The following is a 22,988-nucleotide window of genomic DNA, read 5'->3' on the forward strand; positions in this document are numbered from 1 at the left end:
AGAAGGTGGGCGCGAGGTACATAGGTAATGTTGATGACATCAAGCGGTCGACGGCGGGAGGTCCCCGCCGTCGACCGCTTTCTGTTTGTTGGGGGTCGCTTTCCCAGCTGATCCCGCTGGCACCCCTAGAACTGCCCGGTAGGGCCGCTGTCCTTGACTTCGCCGCGCCAGCCGCCGGTTTCGGTACCGCGCGATTCGATGAAGGCCTTGAACTTACGCATGTCCGCCTTCACCTGCATCTCGTCGATCTTCAGTGCCGCGCCTGCCTTTTCAGTGACGGTTTCCGGCGCCCATTCGAAGTGGACCCGGACCTTCGTGTGGTTGGCATCCACCGGCGTGAACCTGATGATGCCGGCATGGGACTTGCCGTCGGTGCTGCGCCAGGCGATCCGGTCGTCAGGCTCCTGGTCAACGATTTCAGTATCGAATTCCCGCTGCACGCCACCCACCTTGGTTACCCAGTGGTTGGTGGTGTCGGTCAGCTGGGTTACGGATTCCACGCCGGACATGAACTGCGGAAAGGATTCGAACTGGGTCCACTGGTTGTACGCGGTCCGCACCGGGACATCGACTTCAACGGTCTCTTCAACGTGTTCCATCTGCTTGCTCCTCATGACGGACGGCCGCAACAGCGGACCGGCAGCACTGGCAATCCTGCCAGTCAGGCAGCCGCCACACTTTCACCATAAATCCGCCCGCTACCGGGGTCCAGACCCTAAAATCGCAGGTCGGGATGGACGAATTGGCGGCACCAGCCGGTAGATTTGAGCCGATGATTTCCATTGACCGGGACGACCCCACACGCGCCGACGTCCATCAACTCCTCAGCGAACACCTGGCAGATATGTACGCCACCTCACCGGCCGAAAGCGTCCACGCCCTGGACCACTCCGCCCTGTCCGTACCGTCCATCACGTTCTGGACGGCCCGCGAGAACGGTGATCTGCTGGGGTGCGGCGCGCTCAAGCTCCTGGATTCCCCGTCCGGGCCAGCGATGCACGGCGAGATCAAGTCCATGCGCACCACGGCCAGAGCACGCGGCCGGGGCGTGGCTACCTTGATGCTCCGGCACATCCTCGACGACGCCCGCGCCCGGAACCTGGAGCGCGTCTACCTCGAGACGGGAACCGAGGACTACTTCGCCCCCGCGCGGCGGCTGTATGCCCGGCACGGCTTCACCGAGTGCCCGCCGTTTGCCGGTTACACCCTGGATCCCAACAGCGTTTTCATGGAACTGGGCCTGTAGCGGGGACCCCGCAGCCAGCGGGCTCGAGAACTGACGTCACACAACGCGACAGCATCCCGCTCCGGACAGGCAACGGCCTACCCTTGACAGGTGACTTTGACTAAGATGCGCACCGCCGCCGCGAGCTCGCTCGCCGCCGCCGGTCTCCTGTTTTCCCTCGCCGCCTGCTCCTCGCCGGCCGCGACCCAGCCAACCACCTCTGCACCGGCTTCCACCGCAGCGGCCTCAGCCAGCGCCGACGCCGGACCCTGCGAAGGCGTGAAGGTCATCGTGGATTCGGGCGCCCTCAAGCAGGATGCCGCCGACACCTCCGTTTGCGTGGATGTGGACGAGCCCACCGTAGCTTCCGAGATTCTCGACAAGGCTGACGTGAAAACCGAGGGCACCGAGCAGTACCCCACCGAACTGGTCTGCCGCGTGAACGGTGTCCCCGCCGCGGACTTCGACATTACCCACAAGGCCGGCACGTACCGGGAAGAATGCAAGGGGATGCCCGCCGCCTTCGCCTACTGGTCCCTCTGGGTGAAGCCCGCCTCCGGTGACTGGGCCTATGCCCAGGAAGGCCACGCCACCCTGAAAGTGAACCCCGGCGAGAGCCTGGAACTGCTCTACACGGTCGACGGCGAACCGGCCGCCCCCAAGGCATGACCTTCCGACCCGCGCCGTTACGCGCCGCGGCGGCCCTGGCCGCCATCTTCGTCGCGGCGCGGGTCATCTACCGCATCCTTTTCCACGGGACGGCAATCGGCGGGCCGCTCCTTCTGGACCTGCCGGCAATCCGGCTGCCTGCCCCCTACGCCCATGTGGTCCTCCTCGGCCCCGTCACGGGATCCGGTCTGTGGGAGGCGGTCCTGTCAGCCCTGCCGATCGCCGGAGTCATCCTCGGGTTCGGCCTGCTCAACGCTTTCGTGGATGTGGCGCGCGGCTTCGTGCACCTGGCCCGGCGTGGCCCCGTGCAGGGTTTGGCCCGGACGCTTGTGGTGGCGTGGGCGGCGCTTCCGGCACTGGCCGACGCCGTTGCCTCCGTGCGCCTGGCCTTCCGTTTGCGGGGCGAACGCTTCGGAGCCCGCGCCCTGGTGCCCGTGCTCGAGCGCACCCTTGAGCACGCCGGCCGGGTTGCAGCGGCCCTGGAGTTGCGCGGCTTCGGGAGCCGCGAGGCACACCACCCCGGGCAAAGTACGGAAGCGCCGGTCGTCATCCGGGACGCACAGTTCCGCATCGGTGACGCGCAGGTGCGCGTCACAGAATTCAAACCGTCCACCGGATCGATCGCCGTCATCACCGGGCCGACGGGCTCCGGCAAGTCCACCATCCTGCGGGGCATCGCCGGTCTCCTCTCCCACGTTGACGGCGGACAGATTTCTGGCACCGTGACCGTTGGCGGAACGGACCGTGCCGCCGCCCCGCCGCGAGATACCGCCCGCCACGTTGGCGTCGTCCTGCAGAATCCCCGTGCCGCGTTCGCCAGCACCCGGGTCCGGGACGAAATCTCCCTCGCCCTTGAGTTGCGCGGTGTGCCCTCCCCTTCCGCCAAGGCCCGCGTGCTGGAGGTCGCCGGCCGTATCGGGGTGACGGATCTGCTGGACCGGAATCTCAGCACCCTCTCAGCCGGTGAGGCAACGCTCGTCGCCATCGCCGCCGCGGTGGTGGATCGTCCGGCCCTGCTGCTCGTGGATGAGCCCCTGGCCGACCTCGACACCGCAGCCCGCGGACGCGTCGTCGCCGTGCTTCACGCCCTCGCCCGGGACGCCGGTGTCTGCGTCATCGTTGCCGAACACCGCGCCGAAGCGCTCGTTCCGGTGGCCGATTCCTGGTGGACCATCAACGACGGCGCCCTGGTGCCGGGTGCCGCGCCCGCACCTTTGCATCCTGTCGAGGGCCGTCCGACACGGGCACAGCCGACGGACCTCGCTCCTGTACTCACGGCCACGAACCTCGCGGTGCACCGCAAGGGCACGCCGCTCGTGCGCGACGCATCCCTGACCCTGAATCGCGGTGAAGTAGTGGCCCTGGTAGGGCCGAACGGGGCCGGGAAGTCGTCCCTCCTGGTGGCGCTCGCCCTCGGTGAAAGCAAGGCGGGTGAAGAAAAGGGCGGTCTGAAAACGTACGACGGCGGCACGGTCGACGGCGGCCGCGTGGCCTTGGTGCCGGACGCCTCGGACGACCTTTTCACCAGGGACACGGTGGCAGGAGAACTCCGCGCCGCCGAACGGCGCCTGGCACGCCGAAAGAGCGGCGTACAACCTGAGCCGGGCTACGCGGCTGCACGACTTGCCCGTCTGCGGGGCGACGTCAGCATCCCCATTGGCCATGAGCATCCCCGGGATCTCTCTGCCGGAGAGCGCAGGATCCTTGCCATCGCGCTGCAGACCATGGATGACCCCCAGGTTCTCCTGATCGATGAGCCCACCCGAGGACTCGATCCGGCAGCGCGCACCGCAGTCTCGGCGGCGCTGCGGGCCGCGGCGGACGCCGGCACGGCCGTCCTGATCGCCACGCACGACCTCGACTTCGCCCACGGCCTCGGCGCCCGGATCCTCCCGATGCGTGACGGCGTGGCCCCCTCATCCCTGGCCGCCACGGCACCTGAACCGGCCCTTCCGGATCTGCAGCTGACAGGTGCCGGGCCAAAGTCCGAAGGCATAGACAAACAAGCAGACTTCCAAGGCAAGGAACGGCACCACCCCATCCGGCTGCCGCGCGGTGTCGAACTCGCGGTTCTCGCCGCCGCAAACCTCCTGGCCCTCGGCGCCTTTTGCTGGCCGTTGCTCGCTGCGGCCCTCCCCCAGGATGCCGCGGCTGCCCTGCCCTACGCGGCGCTGGCCATCGCGCCGCTAGCCGCCGTCGCCGTCGTCGTGTCCCTGGACGGCTCGGTCCGCTCGGCACATACCGTGGCACTGCTTGGCGTCCTGGCAGCGGTCGGTTCCGCGGTGCGGGTGGCGAGCACCGGCGTCGGAGGTGTGGAGGCGGTCTTTATCCTGCTGATCCTGGCCGGACGTGCGTTCGGCGCCCGGTTCGGCCTGCTCCTGGGCGCCGCCACGATCGCCGTCTCCAGCGTTTTGTGGGGCGGCGTCGGGCCGTGGACACCGTTCCAGATCTTCGCGTGTGCGTGGGTGGGCGCGGGGGCCGGCCTGCTCCCCCGCCGGGTGCGCGGGCGTGCAGAACTGTGGATGCTGTGCGGCTACGGAGCGGTGGCGTCCTACCTGTTCGGCCTGCTGACCAACCTGTGGTTCTGGCCCTTCGCGGTGGGCGCCGGCACCGGCATCTCGTATGAGCCCGGCGCCCCGCTGGGCACCAACCTCAGCAGCTTCCTGCTCTACTCGCTGGTGACGTCGACGGCGGGCTGGGACACCCTGCGGGCTGTCACCACGATCATCGGAATCGTTCTGGTGGGCCGGGCCATCCTCGTCGCGTTCCGGCGGGTGAAGCCGGTCTCCAGCATGAGCAGCCAAGCCGCGAAGGCTTCCTCCCCCCAGGCCAGGGACCGGCTTAAACTCGGGGTCTGAGGACGCCCGAAACCCGATGAACCCGACGGCTCCTTGGCCGGAAATCCGTGCGTATCTGATGCGAATGATTTGTTCTAGTGCATGGTTCCACGGCAGCCCCGGCGCGTCACACCGTTTGGGTTCCAGAAGGGTCAAGAACCGGATAGGCACTTGCAAACAAGATCCTAAGCATGCTTATTATGTTTGTAGCCGAATGCGAACGGCTGCCAACCAGAGGAGGAAACACCATGGGATTGGGCGACAAGATCGAAAACGCTGCCGAGAAAGCCGGCGGCAAGGGCAAGGAAGCGGCAGGCGCGGCCACGGGTGATGAGAGCCTGCGGACCGAGGGACAGGCCGATCAGGCCAAAGGTGATTTGAAGCAGGCCGGCGAGAAGGTCAAGGACGCTTTCAAGAAGGATTGACCAGCCTGCAACGAGGGGCGCACTCAGCGAACGGGGTGCGCCTTTTGTTGTCTCCGCACCGAGCGGAGCAGCGAAAGCAAATACCCGGCCGGATAAGAACGGCCAGAAACGCCTACGGGAGCTCGCATGACGGAAGTACAGAGGTCGGCGGTAACCGGCCAACTTTTCTGCCGGCGATATCGGCTTCATGAGCTGGTCGGCCGCGGCGCCGCCGCAGGCGTGTACCGGGCGCTGGATGAAGCCCTGGGCAGGGAAGTGGCGCTCAAGGTCTTCTCCAAGGAGGGCGGCGAGCCCGAGTTGCCGGCCCGCCAGGACGCTGAAATTCGGATCCTTGCCTCCCTGATCCATCCGTCCCTGGTGACTTTGTTCGACGCCGGCACCGATCCGGACACGGAGCGGAGCTTCGTGGTGATGGAGTACGTGCCCGGCCCTGACCTCCGCCGTCATCTGCGGGACGGGCCAATGGACCCCGCCGAAATCGCCAACGTGGGCTCGGATCTGGCAGCTGCCCTGGACTACGTCCACAGCCGCGGCGTGATCCATCGGGACCTCAAACCGGGGAACGTGCTTCTCTACAACCCCCGGCCCGGCCAGCCAAGTACACACTGGCGGGCCAAGCTCGCCGATTTCGGCATCGCCCGGGTGATGGAGGAGGACCACCTTACGGGGACAGGCCGCATGGTCGGCACTGCCGCGTACCTCAGCCCTGAACAGGCTCTCGGCGAGGCTTTGAACGGTGCAAGCGACGTCTATTCCCTGGGTCTGGTACTGCTGGAATGCTTCACACGCCAGGTTGAGTTCCCCGGCAGCCAAATTGAATCGGGCGTGGCGCGGCTCCAAAGGAACCCCGTGATCCCCGACAGTGTTGGCGCAGGCTGGAAGGCCCTGCTAACTGCGATGACTGCCCGGCAACCCGCCGACCGGCCAACCGCGGCAGAAGCAGCGACCGCACTGCAGCGACTGGCGCTGCAGGATGACACGCACGCCGCCTCCATGACAACCGCTGATATCGCACCCGTGGAGCGGAACGTCAGCAGTTCAAGGGCTCCCGCGCCCCCGACGTTGCCGCCGCATCCGCCAACCGTTGCTGCCCGGCAGTTGCGAAAACCCGGAAAGCGCGCCCGGGCTGCTCTAGCCGCCTCCATCGCGGCGGTCCTCCTCGCCGGAGGCACAGCTGCAACCCTTGGGGGCGAGGGCACGGTCCGGCCTGCTTCGCCTGCCGGGCCGGCAGTACCGGTGCAAAACAACCCAGTCGATTTTCACCTTGACCAGCTCGAAACCGCCCTCAAGCCCTCCCCTGCTTTCCAGTCCACACTCAACCAGGTGCGCCAGGCGGTGATCAAGGGTGACCTTCAAACTGCCCTCACCCAATTGGACCGGTTGGAAAGGGATGTAAGTGATGAAGCAGTCAGGAACGGGGTGACGTTCGAAAAATACCGGAGCATCACCGAGGCCATCCGCCTGGTCCGCAATGATCTGCAAACACTCATCACCGCTTCTGACGGACCCACCGCTGACGCAGTCCCCGCAGCCCCCGGCCCCGCGCCGGTCACAACTGCAGACCCCGTTCCTGTCTCCAATCCCCTACCCGCGCCCGTCGTTACCGTGGAAATCCCCGCCGGCGCACAGGCAGGTAATACCCCTCCCGGGGAGCAACAGGACCAAACCTCGAACGAAGAACAAACCGACACAGGTGGAGGCCTCGACAACGAAAAGTCCAAGGCCGGCAAGCCGAAAGATCCCGGGGGCGGCAAAAACAAGAACTAAACCGCACCCGGCTCCCCTCGGTAGGTGAAATGCAGGGCAGCCTCCTGTTGATGACGTGCTTCAGGCACCCGCGTATTGGGCAGGGGCATGGGCTTCGACTGCGGCGTTTAGTTCCTCAAGGGTCGGTGGGTTCGCTCCGGGGCGCTGTACCGCGATGGCCGCGGCTGCGGCTGCTGTGTGTCCAAGCTGTTCCAGGACAGCTGGGGCGAAGCCTTCGGTTCCCCGGGTGAGGAAGCCCAGGATGAGGGCGGACATGTAGGAGTCCCCGGCGCCGATGGTGTCTGCGACTGCCGTTTTCACCGCAGGGATGCTGATGTTGGCGTCGACGGATGTGAAGTGTGAACCTTCGGCGCCCCTCGTAATGACGGTCAACCGGGTGCCCAGTCCGAGGATGTGTGCCGCGGTTTCGTCCAGGCTTTTCCGGGGGTACAGCCACTGGGCATCCTCATCACTGAGTTTGACCACGTCGGTGAGGGCCACGAGCTCTTCGAAGATCGCTTTCGCTTCCGTGTGGCTGCCGAGCAGGGCCGGCCGGATGTTGGGGTCGTAGGTGATCATGCAGTGCCGGTGGGCCTGTTCGAGCAGGGCTTTTACCGCGCTGGCGCCTGGGCTAAGGAACGTGGCAATGGATCCCGTGTGCAGGATTTTGGGGAAGTACGCGGGCGGCGTGGGGGCCAGATCCCAAGAGATATCGAAGTCATATGTGGCGGAGCCGTCCGGTGCGAGGGTCGCTGTCGCAGACGGCGTCCGGGTGAGGGATTTTGAGCCGGGTAGAAGAGTGACTCCTGCGCTTCGGAGATGGTTTTCGATTGCGGTCCCCCGGGCGTCCGGGGCGATGGCTGTGAGCAGACCTGTGGTGACGCCGAGGCGGCCGAGTCCGTAGGCGACGTTGGCCGGCGAGCCGCCCGGGTGTTCCACCTGGCAATCTGAGGTGGTGACCACGTCGATCAGCGCTTCGCCTACGACAGTGACGTCAAGCGTCGGGTGAGCGTCGGGCCGGGCTGTTGTGAGGTAATCCATGGTCTGTCTCTCGTGGGGATCTGATGGGGTGGGGGCTGTTCAAGCGACGTCAGTCCGCGGACCGGTAACCGGTGCGCGGACTGACGTAAGGGCAGCAGTTGGTTAGGCGGAGGCTGCGCCGGTCATGATCGCAACTGCTTCGGTCATGGTGTGGGTTTGAGGCGTGATCGTGGCCGCGCATTTGCCGAGGCGCTGGATGTGGATCCTGTCTGCCACATCGAAGACGTGGGGCATGTTGTGGCTGATGAGGATGACCGGCAGGCCGCGGTCCCGGAGGTCCCGGACCAGTTGCAGGACCTGGTTGGATTCGCGCACGCCCAATGCCGCCGTCGGCTCATCCAGCACGACAACCTTTGAACCAAACGCCGCGGCGCGGGCAACGGCGACAGCCTGGCGCTGGCCGCCGGACAGGTTCTCCACGGGGACGGTGACGTCCTGGAGGGTGGAGATGCCGAGCCGTGTGAGCTCGTCCTTGGCTTTGCGGCGCATTCCCTTCGTGTCCAGGACGCGGAAGATCTTGCCCAGCGGACCCGGGACCCGCTCTTCCCTGCCGAGGAACAGGTTTGATGCCACATCGAGTGCCGGCGACACGGCAAGGTTCTGGTAGACCGTCTCGATGCCGTGAGCGCGGGCGTCCTGGGGCCGTTTGAAATGCACAGGCTGTCCTGAGACAAAGAGCTCACCGGAATCGGGGACTTCTGCTCCGGTCAGGCATTTGATCAGGGTTGATTTGCCCGCGCCGTTGTCGCCGATCACTGCCAGGACTTCCCCCGGGTACAGGTCGAGGCTGACGCCGTCCAGGCCGACGACGCGGCCGAAGGTCTTGACGAGGTTCCTGGCCTTCAGGATGGGCTCGCGCGTGGCGGTGCCGGCGGTTGCTGATTCTGTCATGGTCATGACTTGACCTTTCGGATCCACTGGTCAATGGACACAGCGAGGATGATCAGGACGCCTACCGCCAGGGTCTGGTACAGAACGTCCAGCCCTGCGAGGGAGAGTCCGTTGCGGAAGACGCCGACGATCAAGGCGCCGAGGAGGGTTCCCCAGACGGAGCCGCGGCCGCCGAAGAGGCTGGTTCCGCCGATGACGACGGCGGTGATGGAGTCCAGGTTCAGGTCCACACCGGCGTTGGGGCTGGCTGCGTTGGTGCGGCCGATCTGGATCCAGGCGCCGATGGCCAGGACGGCGCCGGCGGCGAGGTAGACGCTCATGAGGACTTTGTTCACGGCGATGCCGGCCAGGCGCGCGGCTTCCTTGTCATCGCCCACGGCGTAGACGTGCCGGCCCCAGGCGGTTTTGCCCAGGATGAATGCGATGGCCACGTACAGCAGAAGCATCACGACGACGCCTGTTGAGATGCGCACCGGCCCTACGGGGAAGGTGCTGCCGGTCCAGGTCAGCAGGTCCGGCATGGCCGAACCGCGCACGGTCGCACCGTTGGAGTAGAGCAGTGTCAGGGCGATGAAGATGTTCAGCGTGCCCAGGGTAACGATGAAGGGTGGGAGCCGGAACCTGGTGACCAGGAATCCGTTCAGGGCTCCTGCCGCGAGTCCGACCACCAGGCCTGCAAGCAGGGCAACAGGGGCGGGCAGTCCGTTGTTGACGGCGAGCTGGGCCACGACCATGGAGGAGAGGATCATGACGGCGCCGACGGACAGGTCGATGCCGGCCGTAAGGATGATGAGTGTCTGGGCTATGGCCAGGGTGCCTACGACGGAGACCTGCTGAGTAATCAGTGAGAGGTTTTCGACCCGCAGGAATCTGTCATTGAGCAGGCCGAACACGACCACCGCGATCAGAAGGACAAGGGCGGGGCTGACGGCGGGGTAACGGTGCAGGATGTTGCGGATGCGGCTGAGCGGGGTCTGGCGGTCAAGGAATTCCTCCGCCAGGTCGGCATGCCCGGCGCTGGGCGGGCCGGCGGTCTGTTGCTGGGTCACGGTTGGTCCTGATCTTTGGTGATGGTTGCTGGGGCGTAGCTAACGCGGAAGTGGTGCGCCGGGGAGGCCGGAGCGGAGCGCGGCCTCCCCGGACGGGTAGCGGGGGTTTTACTTGCCCCAGCAGATCTCGGAAGCTTCGGTGGTGGTGATGCTCTTGATGCCGTCGGCCGGCTTGTCGGTGACGAGCTCGACACCGGTGTTGTAGAAGTCCAGGCCTTCGGAGTTCGCCGGCTTGTTCCCGGTCTTGGCCAGGTCCACGATTGCCTTGACGCCGAGTTCGGCCATCTTCACGGGGTACTGCTGTGCCGTGGCACCGATGATGCCGGACTTGACGTTGTTCACGCCGGTGCAGCCGCCGTCGATTGATACGACGAGCACGTCTTTGTCCTTGCCGGCTGACTTCAAGGCCTCGAATGCTCCCGCTGCCGCAGGTTCGTTGATGGTGTAGATGACGTTGATGTCGGGATTGCTCGACAGGAGGGTTTCCATGGCCGTCCGGCCGCCGTCTTCGGCACCCTGGGAGGCCTGGTTGCCGACGATTTCGTATTCCCCGCCCTTGCCGCCGGTGTACTTTCCGGTCTTGGCCTCATCACCGTTCTTCTTGGGATCGGCAGTATCGATGCCGAGTCCGGTCAGGAAGCCCTGGTCGCGGTTGTAGTCCACGGAGACGACCTTGTCATCGAAGAGGTCGACGAGGGCGATGGTGGCCTTCTTGCCGTCCAGCTGTGCTGCCGTCCACTTGCCGATCAGCTCGCCGGCGGCGAAGTTGTCGGTGGCGAACGTGATGTCTGCGGCGTCGGCGGGGTCCGGCGGGGTGTCCAATGCGATAACGAACAGGCCGGCGTCCCGGGCTTTCTGCAGCGCGTCCACCACGGAGGGGCCGTTGGGCGTGATGAGGATGCCCTTGTCGCCCTTGGAGATGGCGTTTTCGATTGCCTGGATCTGCGTATCTTCGTCGCCGTCCGCCTTGCCGGCGGCCAGTTTGAGGTCTACACCGTCAGCCTCTGCGGCTTTCTTCGCTCCGTCCTGCATTGAAACAAAGAACGGGTTCGTCGTGGTCTTGACGATCAGGGAGACGCCGACTTTTTCGCCTGACGTGCCTTCGCTGGCACCCGGCGCGGTGGAACTTCCTCCACAAGCGGACAGGCTAAGCGTTCCTAAGGTCAGGGCCGCTCCTGCCGCAAAGATGCGGGTGGCGGTTGCAAGGTGGGACTTGGAACTCAACATTGAATCTCCTGGTGTTTGAGGCCATCATGGCCTCGACAACGATGTCATAGACGAGGTAAGCAGGATCACACGCTAGAGTCAATAGCAAAAGAACGAGAAGGAGCGACTTTCTTGACAACGATGTCCGATCGTTACCAGCCACCTCTGTCCCCCACCCGGCCCACGATGCGTCACGTGGCAGCACTCGCGGGCGTGGGGATCAAAACCGTTTCACGGGTGATCAACAACGAGGCCGGAGTATCCGAGGCCACCCGGCAAAAGGTGCTCGATGCCATCGCGCAGCTCAACTACCAGCTGGACGTCACGGCCGGCAGCCTTCGCCGGGCGGGCAGAAGGACTCTCTCGGTCGGCCTCCTGCTGCCCAGTGTTTCCAACCCGTTCAGCGGTGAGATACACCGGGCCATGGAGGATGCGCTTGGCGCCCGCGGCATAGCCGTTTTCGCCGCCAGTCTCGACGACGACCCTCAACGGGAGCAGGCCATCATCGCCGCTTTCCTCGGCAGGCGGGTCGACGGCCTTGTCCTGACACCGATCGCTAAAAACCAGGCATATATGATCCCGGAGCACTCCAGAAACCTGCCAATGGTCTTCATTGACCGGGAGCCGGTAGGGGTTGACGCAGATGCTGTGGTCACTGACAACGCAGTGGGCGCGGGCACAGCGGCCGCACATCTGCTGATGCACGGACACACCAAATTGGCCTACCTGGGCGACCGCACAGACATCCAAACTGCGCGGGAGCGCCGGCGCGGCTTCCTCGAGGAGATCGGCAAGGCAGGACTTCCCACCTCCGAACTACCCGTCATCGACAATCTCCATGATGAGGAAGCAGCGAGGCGGGCAGCCCATGAACTGTTGAGTTCCGAGGATCCTCCAACGGCAATCTTCTCCAGCCAGAACCTCGTCACCTTCGGAACCATGCGCGCGCTGAAGGAGCTTGGCGTCCAGAAGCGGGTGGCGCTTGTCGGGTTTGACGACTTCACACTTGCCGACATGATGGACCCCGGAGTTACTGTCATCGCTCAACACCCGGAGCGGATCGGCGTCAAGTCGGCCGAACGGCTTCTGGCCAGGATCGATGGCGACGATCAACCTGCGCAGACCTACATTGTCCCCTCCGAGCTCATCCAAAGAGGCTCCGGCGAAATCCGCCCGCCGGCATAACCCCCAAGAAAAACTTCACCTCTGCAAAACCAACATGAAGAGAGAAATCATGACCAAGACCTTGTATGCCGAATTCACCGTCAAAGCCGGCAGTGAGGCCCGCGTTGCCGAAATGATGGCCGAATTGACCCACCACGTCCGGAACGAACCAGGCAACGAACTGTTTCTCCCCTACACCCGTGAAGAAAATCCCCGGGAATACTTCGTCTTCGAGGTCTACCGGGATGAAGCCGCGTTCCAGGAGCACATCAACGCCGACTACGGAGCCAGGTTCAACGGGGAATTATCCGATCACATCGAAGGTGACGCCTCGGAGCTGACATGGCTCAACCCGGTCGTATAGCCCAGCTAAAACAGCGACAGTAGAGTAGGCGCGGCCCAGGGGTTTTACCTCTCGGGCAGCCCATTCATACACCTCAGCCCCCGTCCTGCGGACGCGGGGCCAATCGTCGTCCCCGTGCCCAACGCCGCATTCAGAGTCAAGAAAATCGGCCACCAAATGACCGTTGACTTGTCCAATAGACATCTTTTAGAGTCCGACGCATTGGCTGACAACGTTGTCTACTGGCTAGACACGCGCAATGAAGGGCGACACAAGCAACATGAAACAATCCACAATGCGGAGCACGCGCAGCGTCTCTGCACTGACACTGGCCATCCTCTCGCTCGCCGCAGCACTGGCCGGCGCCATCCCAGCGTCCGGTGCCGAACTCGGGGATGAGCAGTACCGGCCGGCCATCCACTACACGCCGGAAAAGAACTGGATGAACGACCCCAACGGGCTCGTCTTCCACAAGGGCGTCTACCACATGTACTACCAGCACAACCCCTCCGGGAACACGTGGGGGAACATGTCCTGGGGCCACGCCACGTCCAAGGACCTCGTCCATTGGGAAGAGCAGCCGCTGGCCATCTCCACCGATGCCCAGGAAGATGTCTTCTCCGGCAGCGTCGTCGTGGACAAAAACAACACGTCCGGGCTGGGTACCGCGGAAAACCCGCCCCTGATCGCGATCTACACCAGTGCCTACAAGGAAGCGTCCCCGCACCGCGGCCTGCAGGCCCAGTCCCTGGCCTACAGCCTGGACGACGGCCAGACATGGACCAAGTACGACGGCAACCCCGTCCTGAACCGGAACTCAGCGAACTTCCGCGACCCGAAGGTCTTCTGGTATGACAACCCGGCCGGCGGAGGCTACTGGGTCATGACTGCGGTGGAATCGCAGGAGCACAAGGTTGTCCTCTACAAGTCCGACAACCTCAAGGACTGGACGGCACTGAGCGACTTTGGGCCCGCCAACGCCACCGGCGGGCAGTGGGAATGCCCGGATCTGTTCCCCTTGGCTGTTGACGGGGACCCGAACAACGTCAAATGGGTCATGATAGTCAGCATCAACCCCGGCGGCGTCGCTGGAGGCTCTGCCGTCCAGTACTTCGTGGGCAACTTCGACGGCACCACGTTCACCTCCGAAACCACCGAACCAGCCACTGCCCCACCGGCTGGAACAGTCCTGGCCGGGTTCAACGACGGAACCTACAACGGCTGGACGGTGAACAACGAACCGGGCAACTGGAAGAATGGTCCCTTCGGTGACGCCCCAGCGACCGGTTCCCTGCCCGGCCAGAGCCCCGTGACCGGGTTCGGCGACAGCGGACTGATCAACTCCTTCAATGATGGGGACTGGCCTCTGGGTTCCATGCAGTCACCGACATTCACCGTGACCGACGACTACTTGAACTTCCTCGTGGGCGGAGGCAAGCACCCGCACGTCTCCGACAAGCTGGACAACAACCCGCCCGAGGGAGAGCTCAAGTTTGAAGGCTTCGAGGTTCCCGACGGAACTACCCTGGCCGATGCAGACTGGACCGGCACCGGAGACCTGACCCCCAATTTCCAGCCAGCCACCAGCGGCGGGGACTATTACATTGGCGCCAAACGGATCAACACGTTCGAATCCGGTACGGTACCAGGTGATGACCGCCAAGGTACCCTGACATCACCCGAGTTCCCCATCACGAAGAATTTCATGAGCATGTTGGTAGGAGGCGGCAACCGGTCCGCCGACTCGGGACAAACCCTCGCAGTCGAACTGCTCATTAATGGCAACGTGGTCCGCTCCCTGGCCGGCGACAACGGCGGGCTGCTGAACTGGAAAGGCTGGGACGTCTCCGAATTCGCTGGGCAAAACGCCCAGCTGCGCATCGTTGACCAAGCTACCGGCGGGTGGGGACACCTGACCCTTGACCACGTCATGCTCACTGACACTGCCGCTGTTCCCAGGTCCGATGAAGAAACGGTGAACCTGGTAGTCAACGGACAGGTGGTCCGTACGGCCACCGGCAACGACAGTGAATCCTTGGACTGGGCATCATGGGATGTCAAGGAATTCGTGGGCCAGCAGGCACACATCAAGGTCGTCGATAACAACAGGTTCGGCTGGGGGCACATCCTCGCGGATGAATTCACGGCAAGCCCCACGCCAGCTGCGTCCCGGCTGGAGTCCTATGACTGGCTGGATTACGGACGGGACTACTACGCCACCGTATCCTTCGCCAACATGCCCGACGACAAGCGGGTAATGCTGGGCTGGATGAGCAACTGGGACTACGCCAACAACACCCCAACCAACCCCTGGCGCAGCGCCATGGCCCTCCCCCGTGAAGTGAAACTCACCCAAACCCCTGACGGACCGCGCCTCACCCAAAGCGCCGTAAAGCAAGTGGAAAACCTGGGAGGGAAAGTCAGCTATAGCGATAAGAAGGGCGGCCCGATTTCCGCAGGAACGCACCCGCTGCCTGCGCAGTCGGCAGGCCAGGTGCAGCAGGTGGACATCACCTTCGCCCCCGGTACCGCAACAAAATCCGGCATCACAGTCCTCGGCGACGGACAGTCGGCCACCGTCATTGGCTACGATGCCACGACCGGCAAGATGTTTGTTGACCGCACAAAATCCGGCAACACCACGTTCCACCCGGCCTTCGCTTCCATCGAGGACGCCCCCGTCACGCTGGACAAGAACGGGAACGTCACCATGCGTATCTACCTCGACCGCTCCTCCGTGGAGGTGTTCGCCCAGAACGGCCTGAAGACCATCACCGACCAGGTATTCCCCAACCCGGGAGCCGACAAGATGGCCCTCTTCGCCGAAGGCGGTACCGCCCAGCTCAAATCACTCACCGTGACACCGCTGGAAAAGGCAATGTTCCTCCCCGAAAAGAAATAACACGCCCCACACTATGACCAGCTCACCTGCGAGCTGGAGCTGAAGGGACTGGGTTCGGTCTTTACACCGGGCCCAGTCCCTTCAGCTTTCCAGGTGTAACAGAGGCACTTGACAGTGCCTGTTCCGGCAGGCAGGGACCACCACCAACTCACACCTTGAAGTACTTCGCCTCCGGGTGGTGGAACACGAACGCGTCGGTGGACTGCTCGGGGTGCAGCATCAGCTCATCGCTCAAAACAACGCCCATCCGCTCCGGCTTCAGCAGCTCCGTCACCTTGCGGCGGTCCTCCATGTCCGGGCACGCGGGGTAGCCGAGCGAGAAGCGAGCACCGCGGTAGTCGAGCTTGAAATACCCTGCCGTGTCCTTGGGCTCCTCGGCCGCGAACCCCAGCTCCTTGCGGATCCGCGCATGCCAGAACTCCGCAAGCGCCTCGGTGAGCTGCATGACCAGGCCATTGAGCTCGTAGTAGTCGCGGTACTGGTTGGCGGCAAACATCTTGGACGTGAACTCCTCGATCTTCGAGCCGGCGGTAACCAGCTGCACCGGCAGCACATCGATCTGCCCGGACTCGCGCGACTTCACAAAGTCGGCCAGGCACAGGTGCCGGTCGCGCCGCTGGCGCGGGAAGTCGAACCGCAGCCGGTCGGTGCCGATCGGACCGCCTGAACCACCATCAGGGGCGAGCAGGCCCGCGGCGCCCAGGACGCCGTCGTGATCCTCCCCGTGGTGCAGCACCACCACCTGCTCCCCCTCAGAAACCACCGGGAAGTAGCCGTAGGCGACGGACGCGTCGAGCATGCCCTCGGCGAGGATCCGGTCCAGCCAGTAGCGCAGGCGCGGCCGGCCCTCGCGTTCCACCAGTTCCTCGTAGGAGGCGCCGTCATCTCCGCGGCCGGGCTTGAGCCCCCACTGCCCCATGAACGTGGCGCGCTCGTCAAGCAAGGCCGCATAGTCGTGGAGTGCCACACCGCGCACAATGCGCGTGCCCCAAAACGGCGGCGCGGGCACAGGGTTATCGGTGGCGACGTCGGACCGGCCGGGCATCGCTTCCGGCTCGGTTACCGTGAACTTCGCGCCGCCCTTGTGGATGCGCTTCTTCAAAGGCGGAAGGCCGACGTCGTCCGGTGACTCGCCGCGGGCGACGCGCACCAGCGGTTCCATGAGGGCGAGGCCCTCGAAGGCGTCCTTGGCGTACCTGACCACGCCGTCAAACTGCTCGGCCAGGTCCTGCTCCACGTAGGCGCGGGTAAGGGCAGCGCCGCCGAGGATGATGGGCCACTTCTTCGCCAGGCCGCGGGACTGCAGCTCAGCCAGGTTCTCCTTCATCACTACGGTGGATTTCACCAGCAGCCCGGACATACCGATCACGTCGGCGTTGTGCTCCTCGGCCGCGGCCATGATCTCGGCGATGCCCTGCTTGATGCCGATGTTGATGACTTTGTAGCCGTTGTTGGTGAGGATGATGTCCACCAGGTTCTTGCCGATGTCGTGCACGTCGCCGCGCACGGTGGCGATCACCATGGTGCCCTTGCCGGAGGAATCCGACTTCTCCATGTGCGGCTCGAGCAGCGCGACGGCGTTCTTCATCACCTCGGCGGACTGCAGCACGAACGGCAGCTGCATCTCGCCGGCGCCGAAGCGCTCGCCCACCACCTTCATGCCCTCGAGCAGGTGGTCGTTGATGATGCCGAGCGGGGTCAGTCCCTCGCTGCGGGCCAGGTCCAGGTCCTCTTCGAGGCCCTTGCCTTCGCCGTCGATGATGCGCCGTTCCAGTCGCTGGCCGGTGGGCAGGGCTGCAAGTTCAGCGGCGCGCTTGTCCTTGAGCGCTGCGGTGTCGACGCCGGCGAACATGTCCAGCATGACGGCCAGGGGGTCGTAGGTGGTGTTGCCGTCGGCGTCGTATTCGCGGCGGTCCCAGACGAGGTCCAGCGCCACCTTGCGCTGCTCTTCCGGCAGGGAGGCGAGCGGCACGATCTTGGCGGCGTCAATGATGCCGCTGGTGAGGCCAGCCTGCGCGGCCTCGTGCAGGAACACCGAGTTCAGGACGACGCGCGCTGCCGGGTTCAGGCCGAAGGACACGTTGGAGACGCCGAGCGTGGTGTTGATGCCGGGGTACTTCGCGGTGATCTGGCGGATGGCCTCTATGGTTTCGATGCCGTCCCGGCGGGTCTCTTCCTGGCCGGTGGCGATGGGGAAGGTCAGGGCGTCGACGATGATGTCCTCCACGCGCATCCCCCACTCGCCCACCAGCGCATCGACGAGGCGGGAGGCGATAGCCACCTTGCCTTCGGTGGTGCGTGCCTGGCCCTGTTCGTCAATCGTCAGGGCGATCACGGCGGTGCCGTGTTCCTTCACCAGCGGCATGATGCGCGCGAAGCGGCTGTTGGGGCCGTCGCCGTCCTCGTAGTTGACGGAGTTGACCACCGGGCGGCCGCCGATGAGTTCCAGCCCGGCCTGCAGCACGGGCGGTTCCGTGGAGTCGATGACGAGCGGGAGGGTGGAGGCGGATGCGAAACGTGAGACGACCTCCTTAATGTCGGCCACGCCGTCGCGCCCCACGTAGTCGATGCAGACGTCCAGCAGGTGCGCGCCGACGCGGACCTGCTCACGGGCGATGTCCACGCAGTCGTCCCAGCGCTCTTCGAGCATGGCCTGGCGGAACGCCTTGGAACCGTTGGCATTGGTGCGCTCACCAATGGCGAGGTACGCGGAATCCTGGTCGAACGGCACGTGGTGGTAGAGGGAAGCGATGCCGGCTTCCCTCTCAGTGGGGGTGCGGGCGGGGCCGTCTTCGCTCTTGGTGACCGTTCCGCCGGCGCGGAAGGGCGCAAGGCGTTCGACGACGGCGGCCATGTGTTCCGGCGTCGTACCGCAGCAGCCGCCCACCAGGCCCAGGCCGAACTCGCGGACGAACTGCTCGTGGGCGGTGGCGAGTTCGGTGGGTGAGAGCGGGTAGTGCGCGCCGTTGGGGCCGAGCACCGGCAAGCCGGCGTTGGGCATGCAGGCGATGGCGACGGAGGATTGCTTGGAGAGGTGGCGGAGGTGCTCGCTCATTTCGTCGGGCCCGGTGGCGCAGTTCAGGCCGATGGCGTCGACGCCGAGCGGCTCGAGTGCTGTGAGCGCGGCGCCGATTTCGGAGCCCATGAGCATGGTGCCGGTGGTTTCGACGGTCACCTCGACGAAGATGGGGAGCCGGATGCCGCGGGTGACGATGGCCTGCTTGCAGCCGTTGACCGCGGCTTTGGTCTGCAGGAGGTCCTGGCTGGTTTCGATGAGGAAGGCGTCCGCTCCCCCGTCGATGAGGCCCTCGGCCTGCAGTGCGAAGGTCTGCTTGAGGTAGTCGTAGGAGGTGTGCCCGAGGCTGGGGAGCTTGGTGCCCGGCCCCATGGAGCCCAGGACCCATCGCATGCGTCCGTCCGTTTTTTCTGCCGCTTCAGCGCGTTCGCGGGCGATCTCGGCACCCTTGCGGGCCAATTCTTCGATGCGGTCGTCGATGCCGTAGTCGGAGAGGTTGGACCAGTTGGCGCCGAAGGTGTTGGTTTCGACAGCATCGATGCCTGTGGCGAAGTACGCGTCGTGAATGTCGGCGAGGACATCCGGGCGGGTGTCGTTGAGGATCTCGTTGCAGCCTTCGAGCCCCAGGAAGTCTGTTTCCAGGGACAGGTCCCGGCCCTGCAGCATCGTGCCCATCGCGCCGTCGGCAATGACGACCCGGTGGTTCACGGCATCCAGCAGCTCCTGCGCACGGGCAGGGCGGGGCACGGACTCAATATCAAGCGCAAAACGAGGCATCTAAACAGGTTACGTGCGCGGGCTCGAACGTTGCGCTGTGTGTCCGTGTACTACGACGGGAGTGGTCTGAAACCTTCGGGAGGGTCTACACACGACCTAATACCAATGGCGCACGTCGGGTCTGACCTGGCTTTCCCCGGAACCTTGGAATGCGAGGCGTACAATTTCGCGGGGCTCGTCCGCTACCGCTCTGGACGGAGACCCGCGCCACCCTGCCTACTAGCGCTGGAGCCCCTAACTGCACTTTCATACTATCGGGGCACCTTTCCACTCGATCGCTGTGACAACGTATTGCCGATCTCGGCTGCTCTAGCTCATACGGTACGTGGCTTGATCCGCGTACACCCCGGACGGACCCGTGCGATTCATAAGCACAAGCCGCCTCGTGTGCGTAGCAATATGAATGTCCTTAGTCGGCATGCCCAGGTATCCGAGCAAATTGGTTGTGAGGGCATCAGATACATCTAGAAGAGGAAACACTGCGGTAACCAATATCTGGTCCCAAGGACCGCTCAGTCCGTTGGAGAGCCACAAATTCGAATGAGCTGCGCCAGAGTTAAGCCCCCAGGCAAAATGGACCTTCCGGGTATGTTTCAGGCTTAAATCTGTAATTTTTAGATCGACGTTGGCAACCGTTTCTCCGTACCGAACGTTTTGCGCCTGCCCCGTACTCTCCTTGACTTTCACTTGGAGCCCAATACGGCTAAACAGTTCAATGGCCTCTTCCCTGACTTCAGTCACCCTTGGCAGGTCGCCCTTCTCCGGGAGCACTGTATCCAGGAGGTGCAGAATGGGGATGCCCCCCTGCACGTATCCCAGGAAATTTGCCGCGGCACGAGCCAGTCGCTCTTGAGACGTTAAGCCAGGGTCGGTTAGCGAACAGATCCGCAAAACAGCTTCGTGTATAGCTCGGCTGCAGTTCATTATGGGCAGGGGGAGCATGGCCTCCGCTTCAATCAAGGCCTCTAATCCTTTGCGGTACTCTTCACAGATTCTCAAAAGTGAATAGACGGTGTCCGCGGCGTTGTAGAAGACAGCTTTGATTTCTTTCGCGTGTTCACTTTTAGCGGCCCAGTCTGTGTCCTGTCGCAACGTTGAGCCCTCCAGCGGCGCCGCATATACCTGGAGCGCAGCTTTGGAGGCCCTTAAGATCGCATTGGCTTCCTGCGCCAAGACACGCTTCACCAGCACTTCCGCTCTTGGCGATTTAGTCGGCATGGCTTAAACGTATCCAACGCGCGGTCAACATAGCTGGATGGAGAGCGGGATGCCGCGGGAGACGATGGCCTGCTTGCAGCCGTTGACCGCGGCTTTGGTCTGCAGGAGATCCTGGTTGGTTTCGATGAGGAACGCATCCACTCCCCCGTCGATGGAGCTCTCGGCCTGCAGGGCGAAGGTCTGCTTTGAGGTAGTCGTAGGTGGTGTGGCCGAGGCTGGGCAACTTACTGCCCTGCCCTATGGAGCCGAGGACCCAGCGCGTCCGGCCGTCAGTTTTTTCTGCCGCTTCTGCCCGTCGCGGGCGAGCCCTCTGATCCGGTCGTCGATGCCGTAGTCGGAGAGGTTGGACCAGTTCGCGCCGAACGTGTTGGTCTCGACCGCGTCAAAGCCCGTAGCGAAGTAGGCGTTGTGGATGTCGGCGAGGACGTCCGGCCGGGTGTCATTGAGGATCTCGTTGCAGCCCTCGGGCCCCTGGAAGTCGTCCTCGAGCGACAGGCTCCGGCCTTGCGTCATGGTGCCCATCGCGCCTTAGGCAATGACGACCCGGGTGGTTTCACGGCATCCAGCAGCTCCTGTGAACGGACAAGGCGCGGCACGGACTCAATATCAAGTCAAGTGAAGAGCGGAGCATAGAGGTCATGCACTCAGGGGCACCAACGGACCAGCCATTGGAAATGCATCAACAATCTGAGCCCGGGAATGCCGAGTAATGTTTTCGTGCTCTCCTGTCTCGAACGAGACAGCGGCTCCCTCGGGCAGTGCGCAGCGTGCCGAAGCACTGTGGCGACTGCCCTCTAGTGCATGGGAAGCGTGCGCCGTAACGGCAAAAGGCTGGGAGGACAGGATGAACTAGGCTTTTGGTGGCTTGAGGACACCTGTTGACGTGATTCCGAGAGCGCAGATACCCGCACCCCGCTGCCCCCAACGGAGCTGGCGCACATCCTGTTGCATTTGGCGACCGGGAACCGGTTTCTCACTAGTGAGCTAGCGGTTTCCCGCCCCATTCCTTGAGCAACACATGTAGTTCGATTAGGAGCTAGACTGCTCGACGCGCCTGTAAGCGTAGCCTCGTCGCGCGGTACCTGGCACGTGCTCAATTTCGCCAGCGTCAACAAGACTTTGAAGAATCTTCTTCATCTTGCTTTCAGATTCAATGCTCACGAGCTCCCGCGCCTGGCTGTTTCTAATGCTGGGATTGTGCTTTAGGTACTCCACCACTTGCTGAGCCGGAGAGGCTAGGCTTTCGTGCCGGATCACGACGACGACAGCGTTCTCCAACTGTTTGATCTCCGGTGGACGGAGGTTCAGCTTACGCATAGATGCGAAAGCTGTGTCTAGCCCTTCCCCAACGTCTTTATTAGGAGGATCCGGGAAGCGGTTCAGGTGCCTCACAAGGTTAGGGTTCCTACTGAGACGTTCGTCCAAGATGTTGTCCGGCGTGATATGTCCCGGGAGCCGTCCAGGACTTTGCACTTCTATTCTGTTCTCATAGATGCGTATGTGCACGTCATCTAAAATGCTGTAGTCGCGATGGAGAATCGCGTTTGTAATAATTTCATGCAGAGTCTCCTTGGGGTACTTGACGGTCCGCAGGCCATCAGCATCCAAAAATCGCGATTCAGAGATTTTATCCACAGTTGCATCGACCGCGGCATATGCCTGCCTGTATAAGTGCCCCTCAATCGTTTGAGGATCGGAAACAAGTTTGTCCCTTTCGGCAACGTTGCTCGAATAGCGATAAACCTTTATGCCGCACCTTTTTGGGAGCGCCGCCTGGGGCTGGTCAGCGAAAAGAAGCGTTGCGGCTACGGTGGGCCGCGAACCGTGAATCAGATACTGTCCACGCAGGTAGATATCCGGCTCCGCCGAAGGAACGGCTTCGAGCAGGTACTCAATGATCGGAGTGGAATTTGTTACGGCTTCGAGAGGAATAGACAGAGTCTCGTCCTCGAAAGACTCCAGCCCCTTCAACCGACGGAGCGCGACGAGACCTTCCCCTTCAGGCACTTGGAGAGACTGTGCGCCGAGGCGTTTGTATACCTTGCCGTCGGTAGAAGTCCTAACAAATCGAGACTTGAGAGCATTGACGTGCAGAACGAGGCCAGGATGATCCGGTGATCGAAGGAACTCTCCTTGCAAGTCTTCACCGAATGGCGATACCTGTTCGAAAGCCTGAAGGTGCCCGTTTGCATCCTCAACATCGTTGAATCCACGCCACTCAAAGAGGCCGTTATTCTCATCAATGCCCACGAAAAGGTCACCGCCATCGGCGTTATTGAACGCTGCAAGCGCCTTGGTCAGCTTACCCGGGGAAATATCTATGGCTTTAAAGTCAAGGAAGTGTCCCTCTGTCCGGCTAAGGAGGCTGACAACTTTATCTGCAGGCACGTCGATAATTTGCACATTGCAAGCCTACTGCCTCAAGCTCCTAACTTTTAGACGTTATCGTGTCGTGGTGGGTATTGCCCACAATCCAACA

16 protein-coding genes and 1 pseudogene are annotated in these 22,988 nt (G+C 63.3%); 8 read left to right on the forward strand and 9 right to left on the reverse strand.

Translation table 11 applies throughout. The features are described from left to right. Nucleotides 1-125: 125 nt before the first annotated feature. Nucleotides 126-599 (reverse strand): SRPBCC family protein, encoded by a 474-nt coding sequence (locus ACZ9BC_RS09295; RefSeq protein ID WP_079595115.1) that lies wholly within the window; start codon nt 597-599, stop codon nt 126-128. A gap of 173 nt (nt 600-772) precedes the next feature. Between ACZ9BC_RS09295 and ACZ9BC_RS09300 the strand changes: the two genes are divergently transcribed. From ACZ9BC_RS09300 to ACZ9BC_RS09320, 5 genes are all read left to right on the forward strand, one after another. Then, on the forward strand, nt 773-1,246 hold the full coding sequence (locus tag ACZ9BC_RS09300) for a GNAT family N-acetyltransferase (RefSeq protein ID WP_476245677.1): 474 nt from the start codon (nt 773-775) through the stop codon (nt 1,244-1,246). Between the two features lie 90 nt (nt 1,247-1,336). Next, the gene (locus tag ACZ9BC_RS09305) at nt 1,337-1,894 is read left to right on the forward strand and encodes a hypothetical protein (RefSeq protein WP_476245678.1); all 558 of its coding nucleotides are present in this window, start codon (nt 1,337-1,339) and stop codon (nt 1,892-1,894) included. Beyond that, entirely contained in the window at nt 1,891-4,752 is a 2,862-nt protein-coding gene (locus ACZ9BC_RS09310; protein ID WP_476245679.1) for an ATP-binding cassette domain-containing protein, read from the forward strand. The genes ACZ9BC_RS09305 and ACZ9BC_RS09310 overlap by 4 nt, the downstream gene beginning before the upstream one ends. A gap of 227 nt (nt 4,753-4,979) precedes the next feature. Continuing rightward, nucleotides 4,980-5,156, forward strand: coding sequence for a CsbD family protein (locus ACZ9BC_RS09315; protein ID WP_137320645.1), 177 nt, complete (start codon nt 4,980-4,982; stop codon nt 5,154-5,156). Nucleotides 5,157-5,282: 126 nt separating this feature from the next. Next, nucleotides 5,283-6,923, forward strand: coding sequence for a serine/threonine-protein kinase (locus tag ACZ9BC_RS09320; RefSeq protein WP_476245680.1), 1,641 nt, complete (start codon nt 5,283-5,285; stop codon nt 6,921-6,923). Between the two features lie 60 nt (nt 6,924-6,983). Here ACZ9BC_RS09320 and ACZ9BC_RS09325 read toward each other — a convergent pair whose 3' ends face one another. The 4 genes from ACZ9BC_RS09325 to ACZ9BC_RS09340 all read right to left on the reverse strand — a co-directional run bounded on the left by ACZ9BC_RS09325 (nt 6,984) and on the right by ACZ9BC_RS09340 (nt 11,110). After that, nucleotides 6,984-7,943, reverse strand: coding sequence for a carbohydrate kinase family protein (locus ACZ9BC_RS09325; RefSeq protein ID WP_476245681.1), 960 nt, complete (start codon nt 7,941-7,943; stop codon nt 6,984-6,986). Nucleotides 7,944-8,045: 102 nt separating this feature from the next. Then, nucleotides 8,046-8,840, reverse strand: a complete 795-nt coding sequence (locus ACZ9BC_RS09330; protein ID WP_476245682.1) for an ATP-binding cassette domain-containing protein — start codon at nt 8,838-8,840, stop codon at nt 8,046-8,048. Further along, nucleotides 8,837-9,883, reverse strand: coding sequence for an ABC transporter permease (locus ACZ9BC_RS09335; protein WP_476245683.1), 1,047 nt, complete (start codon nt 9,881-9,883; stop codon nt 8,837-8,839). The genes ACZ9BC_RS09330 and ACZ9BC_RS09335 overlap by 4 nt, the downstream gene beginning before the upstream one ends. Before the next feature lie 108 nt (nt 9,884-9,991). Further along, complete coding sequence (locus tag ACZ9BC_RS09340; RefSeq protein WP_476245684.1) at nt 9,992-11,110, reverse strand: substrate-binding domain-containing protein; 1,119 nt, start codon at nt 11,108-11,110, stop codon at nt 9,992-9,994. Between the two features lie 165 nt (nt 11,111-11,275). Here ACZ9BC_RS09340 and ACZ9BC_RS09345 point away from each other — a divergent pair, with 165 nt between their 5' ends. From ACZ9BC_RS09345 to ACZ9BC_RS09355, 3 genes are all read left to right on the forward strand, one after another. After that, nucleotides 11,276-12,274, forward strand: coding sequence for a LacI family DNA-binding transcriptional regulator (locus ACZ9BC_RS09345; RefSeq protein ID WP_476245982.1), 999 nt, complete (start codon nt 11,276-11,278; stop codon nt 12,272-12,274). A gap of 49 nt (nt 12,275-12,323) precedes the next feature. After that, nucleotides 12,324-12,617, forward strand: coding sequence for a putative quinol monooxygenase (locus ACZ9BC_RS09350; protein WP_476245685.1), 294 nt, complete (start codon nt 12,324-12,326; stop codon nt 12,615-12,617). 259 nt (nt 12,618-12,876) lie between these two features. Then, nucleotides 12,877-15,498 carry a GH32 C-terminal domain-containing protein gene (locus tag ACZ9BC_RS09355; protein ID WP_476245686.1) on the forward strand — a complete coding sequence of 874 codons (2,622 nt, stop codon included), beginning with the start codon at nt 12,877-12,879 and terminating at the stop codon, nt 15,496-15,498. 148 nt (nt 15,499-15,646) lie between these two features. On the opposite strand, the gene metH is transcribed toward ACZ9BC_RS09355, so the two are convergent. The 4 genes and pseudogenes from metH to ACZ9BC_RS09375 form a co-directional block, all read right to left on the reverse strand. Continuing rightward, nucleotides 15,647-19,291 (reverse strand): methionine synthase, encoded by a 3,645-nt coding sequence (gene metH, locus ACZ9BC_RS09360; protein ID WP_476245687.1) that lies wholly within the window; start codon nt 19,289-19,291, stop codon nt 15,647-15,649. Nucleotides 19,292-19,600: 309 nt separating this feature from the next. Next, entirely contained in the window at nt 19,601-20,509 is a 909-nt protein-coding gene (locus ACZ9BC_RS09365; protein ID WP_476245688.1) for a hypothetical protein, read from the reverse strand. 24 nt (nt 20,510-20,533) lie between these two features. Continuing rightward, nucleotides 20,534-21,031, reverse strand: a pseudogene (locus tag ACZ9BC_RS09370) (homocysteine S-methyltransferase family protein). Between the two features lie 507 nt (nt 21,032-21,538). Then, a complete protein-coding gene (locus ACZ9BC_RS09375; RefSeq protein WP_476245689.1) occupies nt 21,539-22,912 on the reverse strand; it encodes an ATP-binding protein in 1,374 nt (457 codons plus the stop codon). Nucleotides 22,913-22,988 lie beyond the last annotated feature (76 nt).

The sequence above is a fragment of the Pseudarthrobacter sp. TE3704 genome, assembly GCF_056279405.1.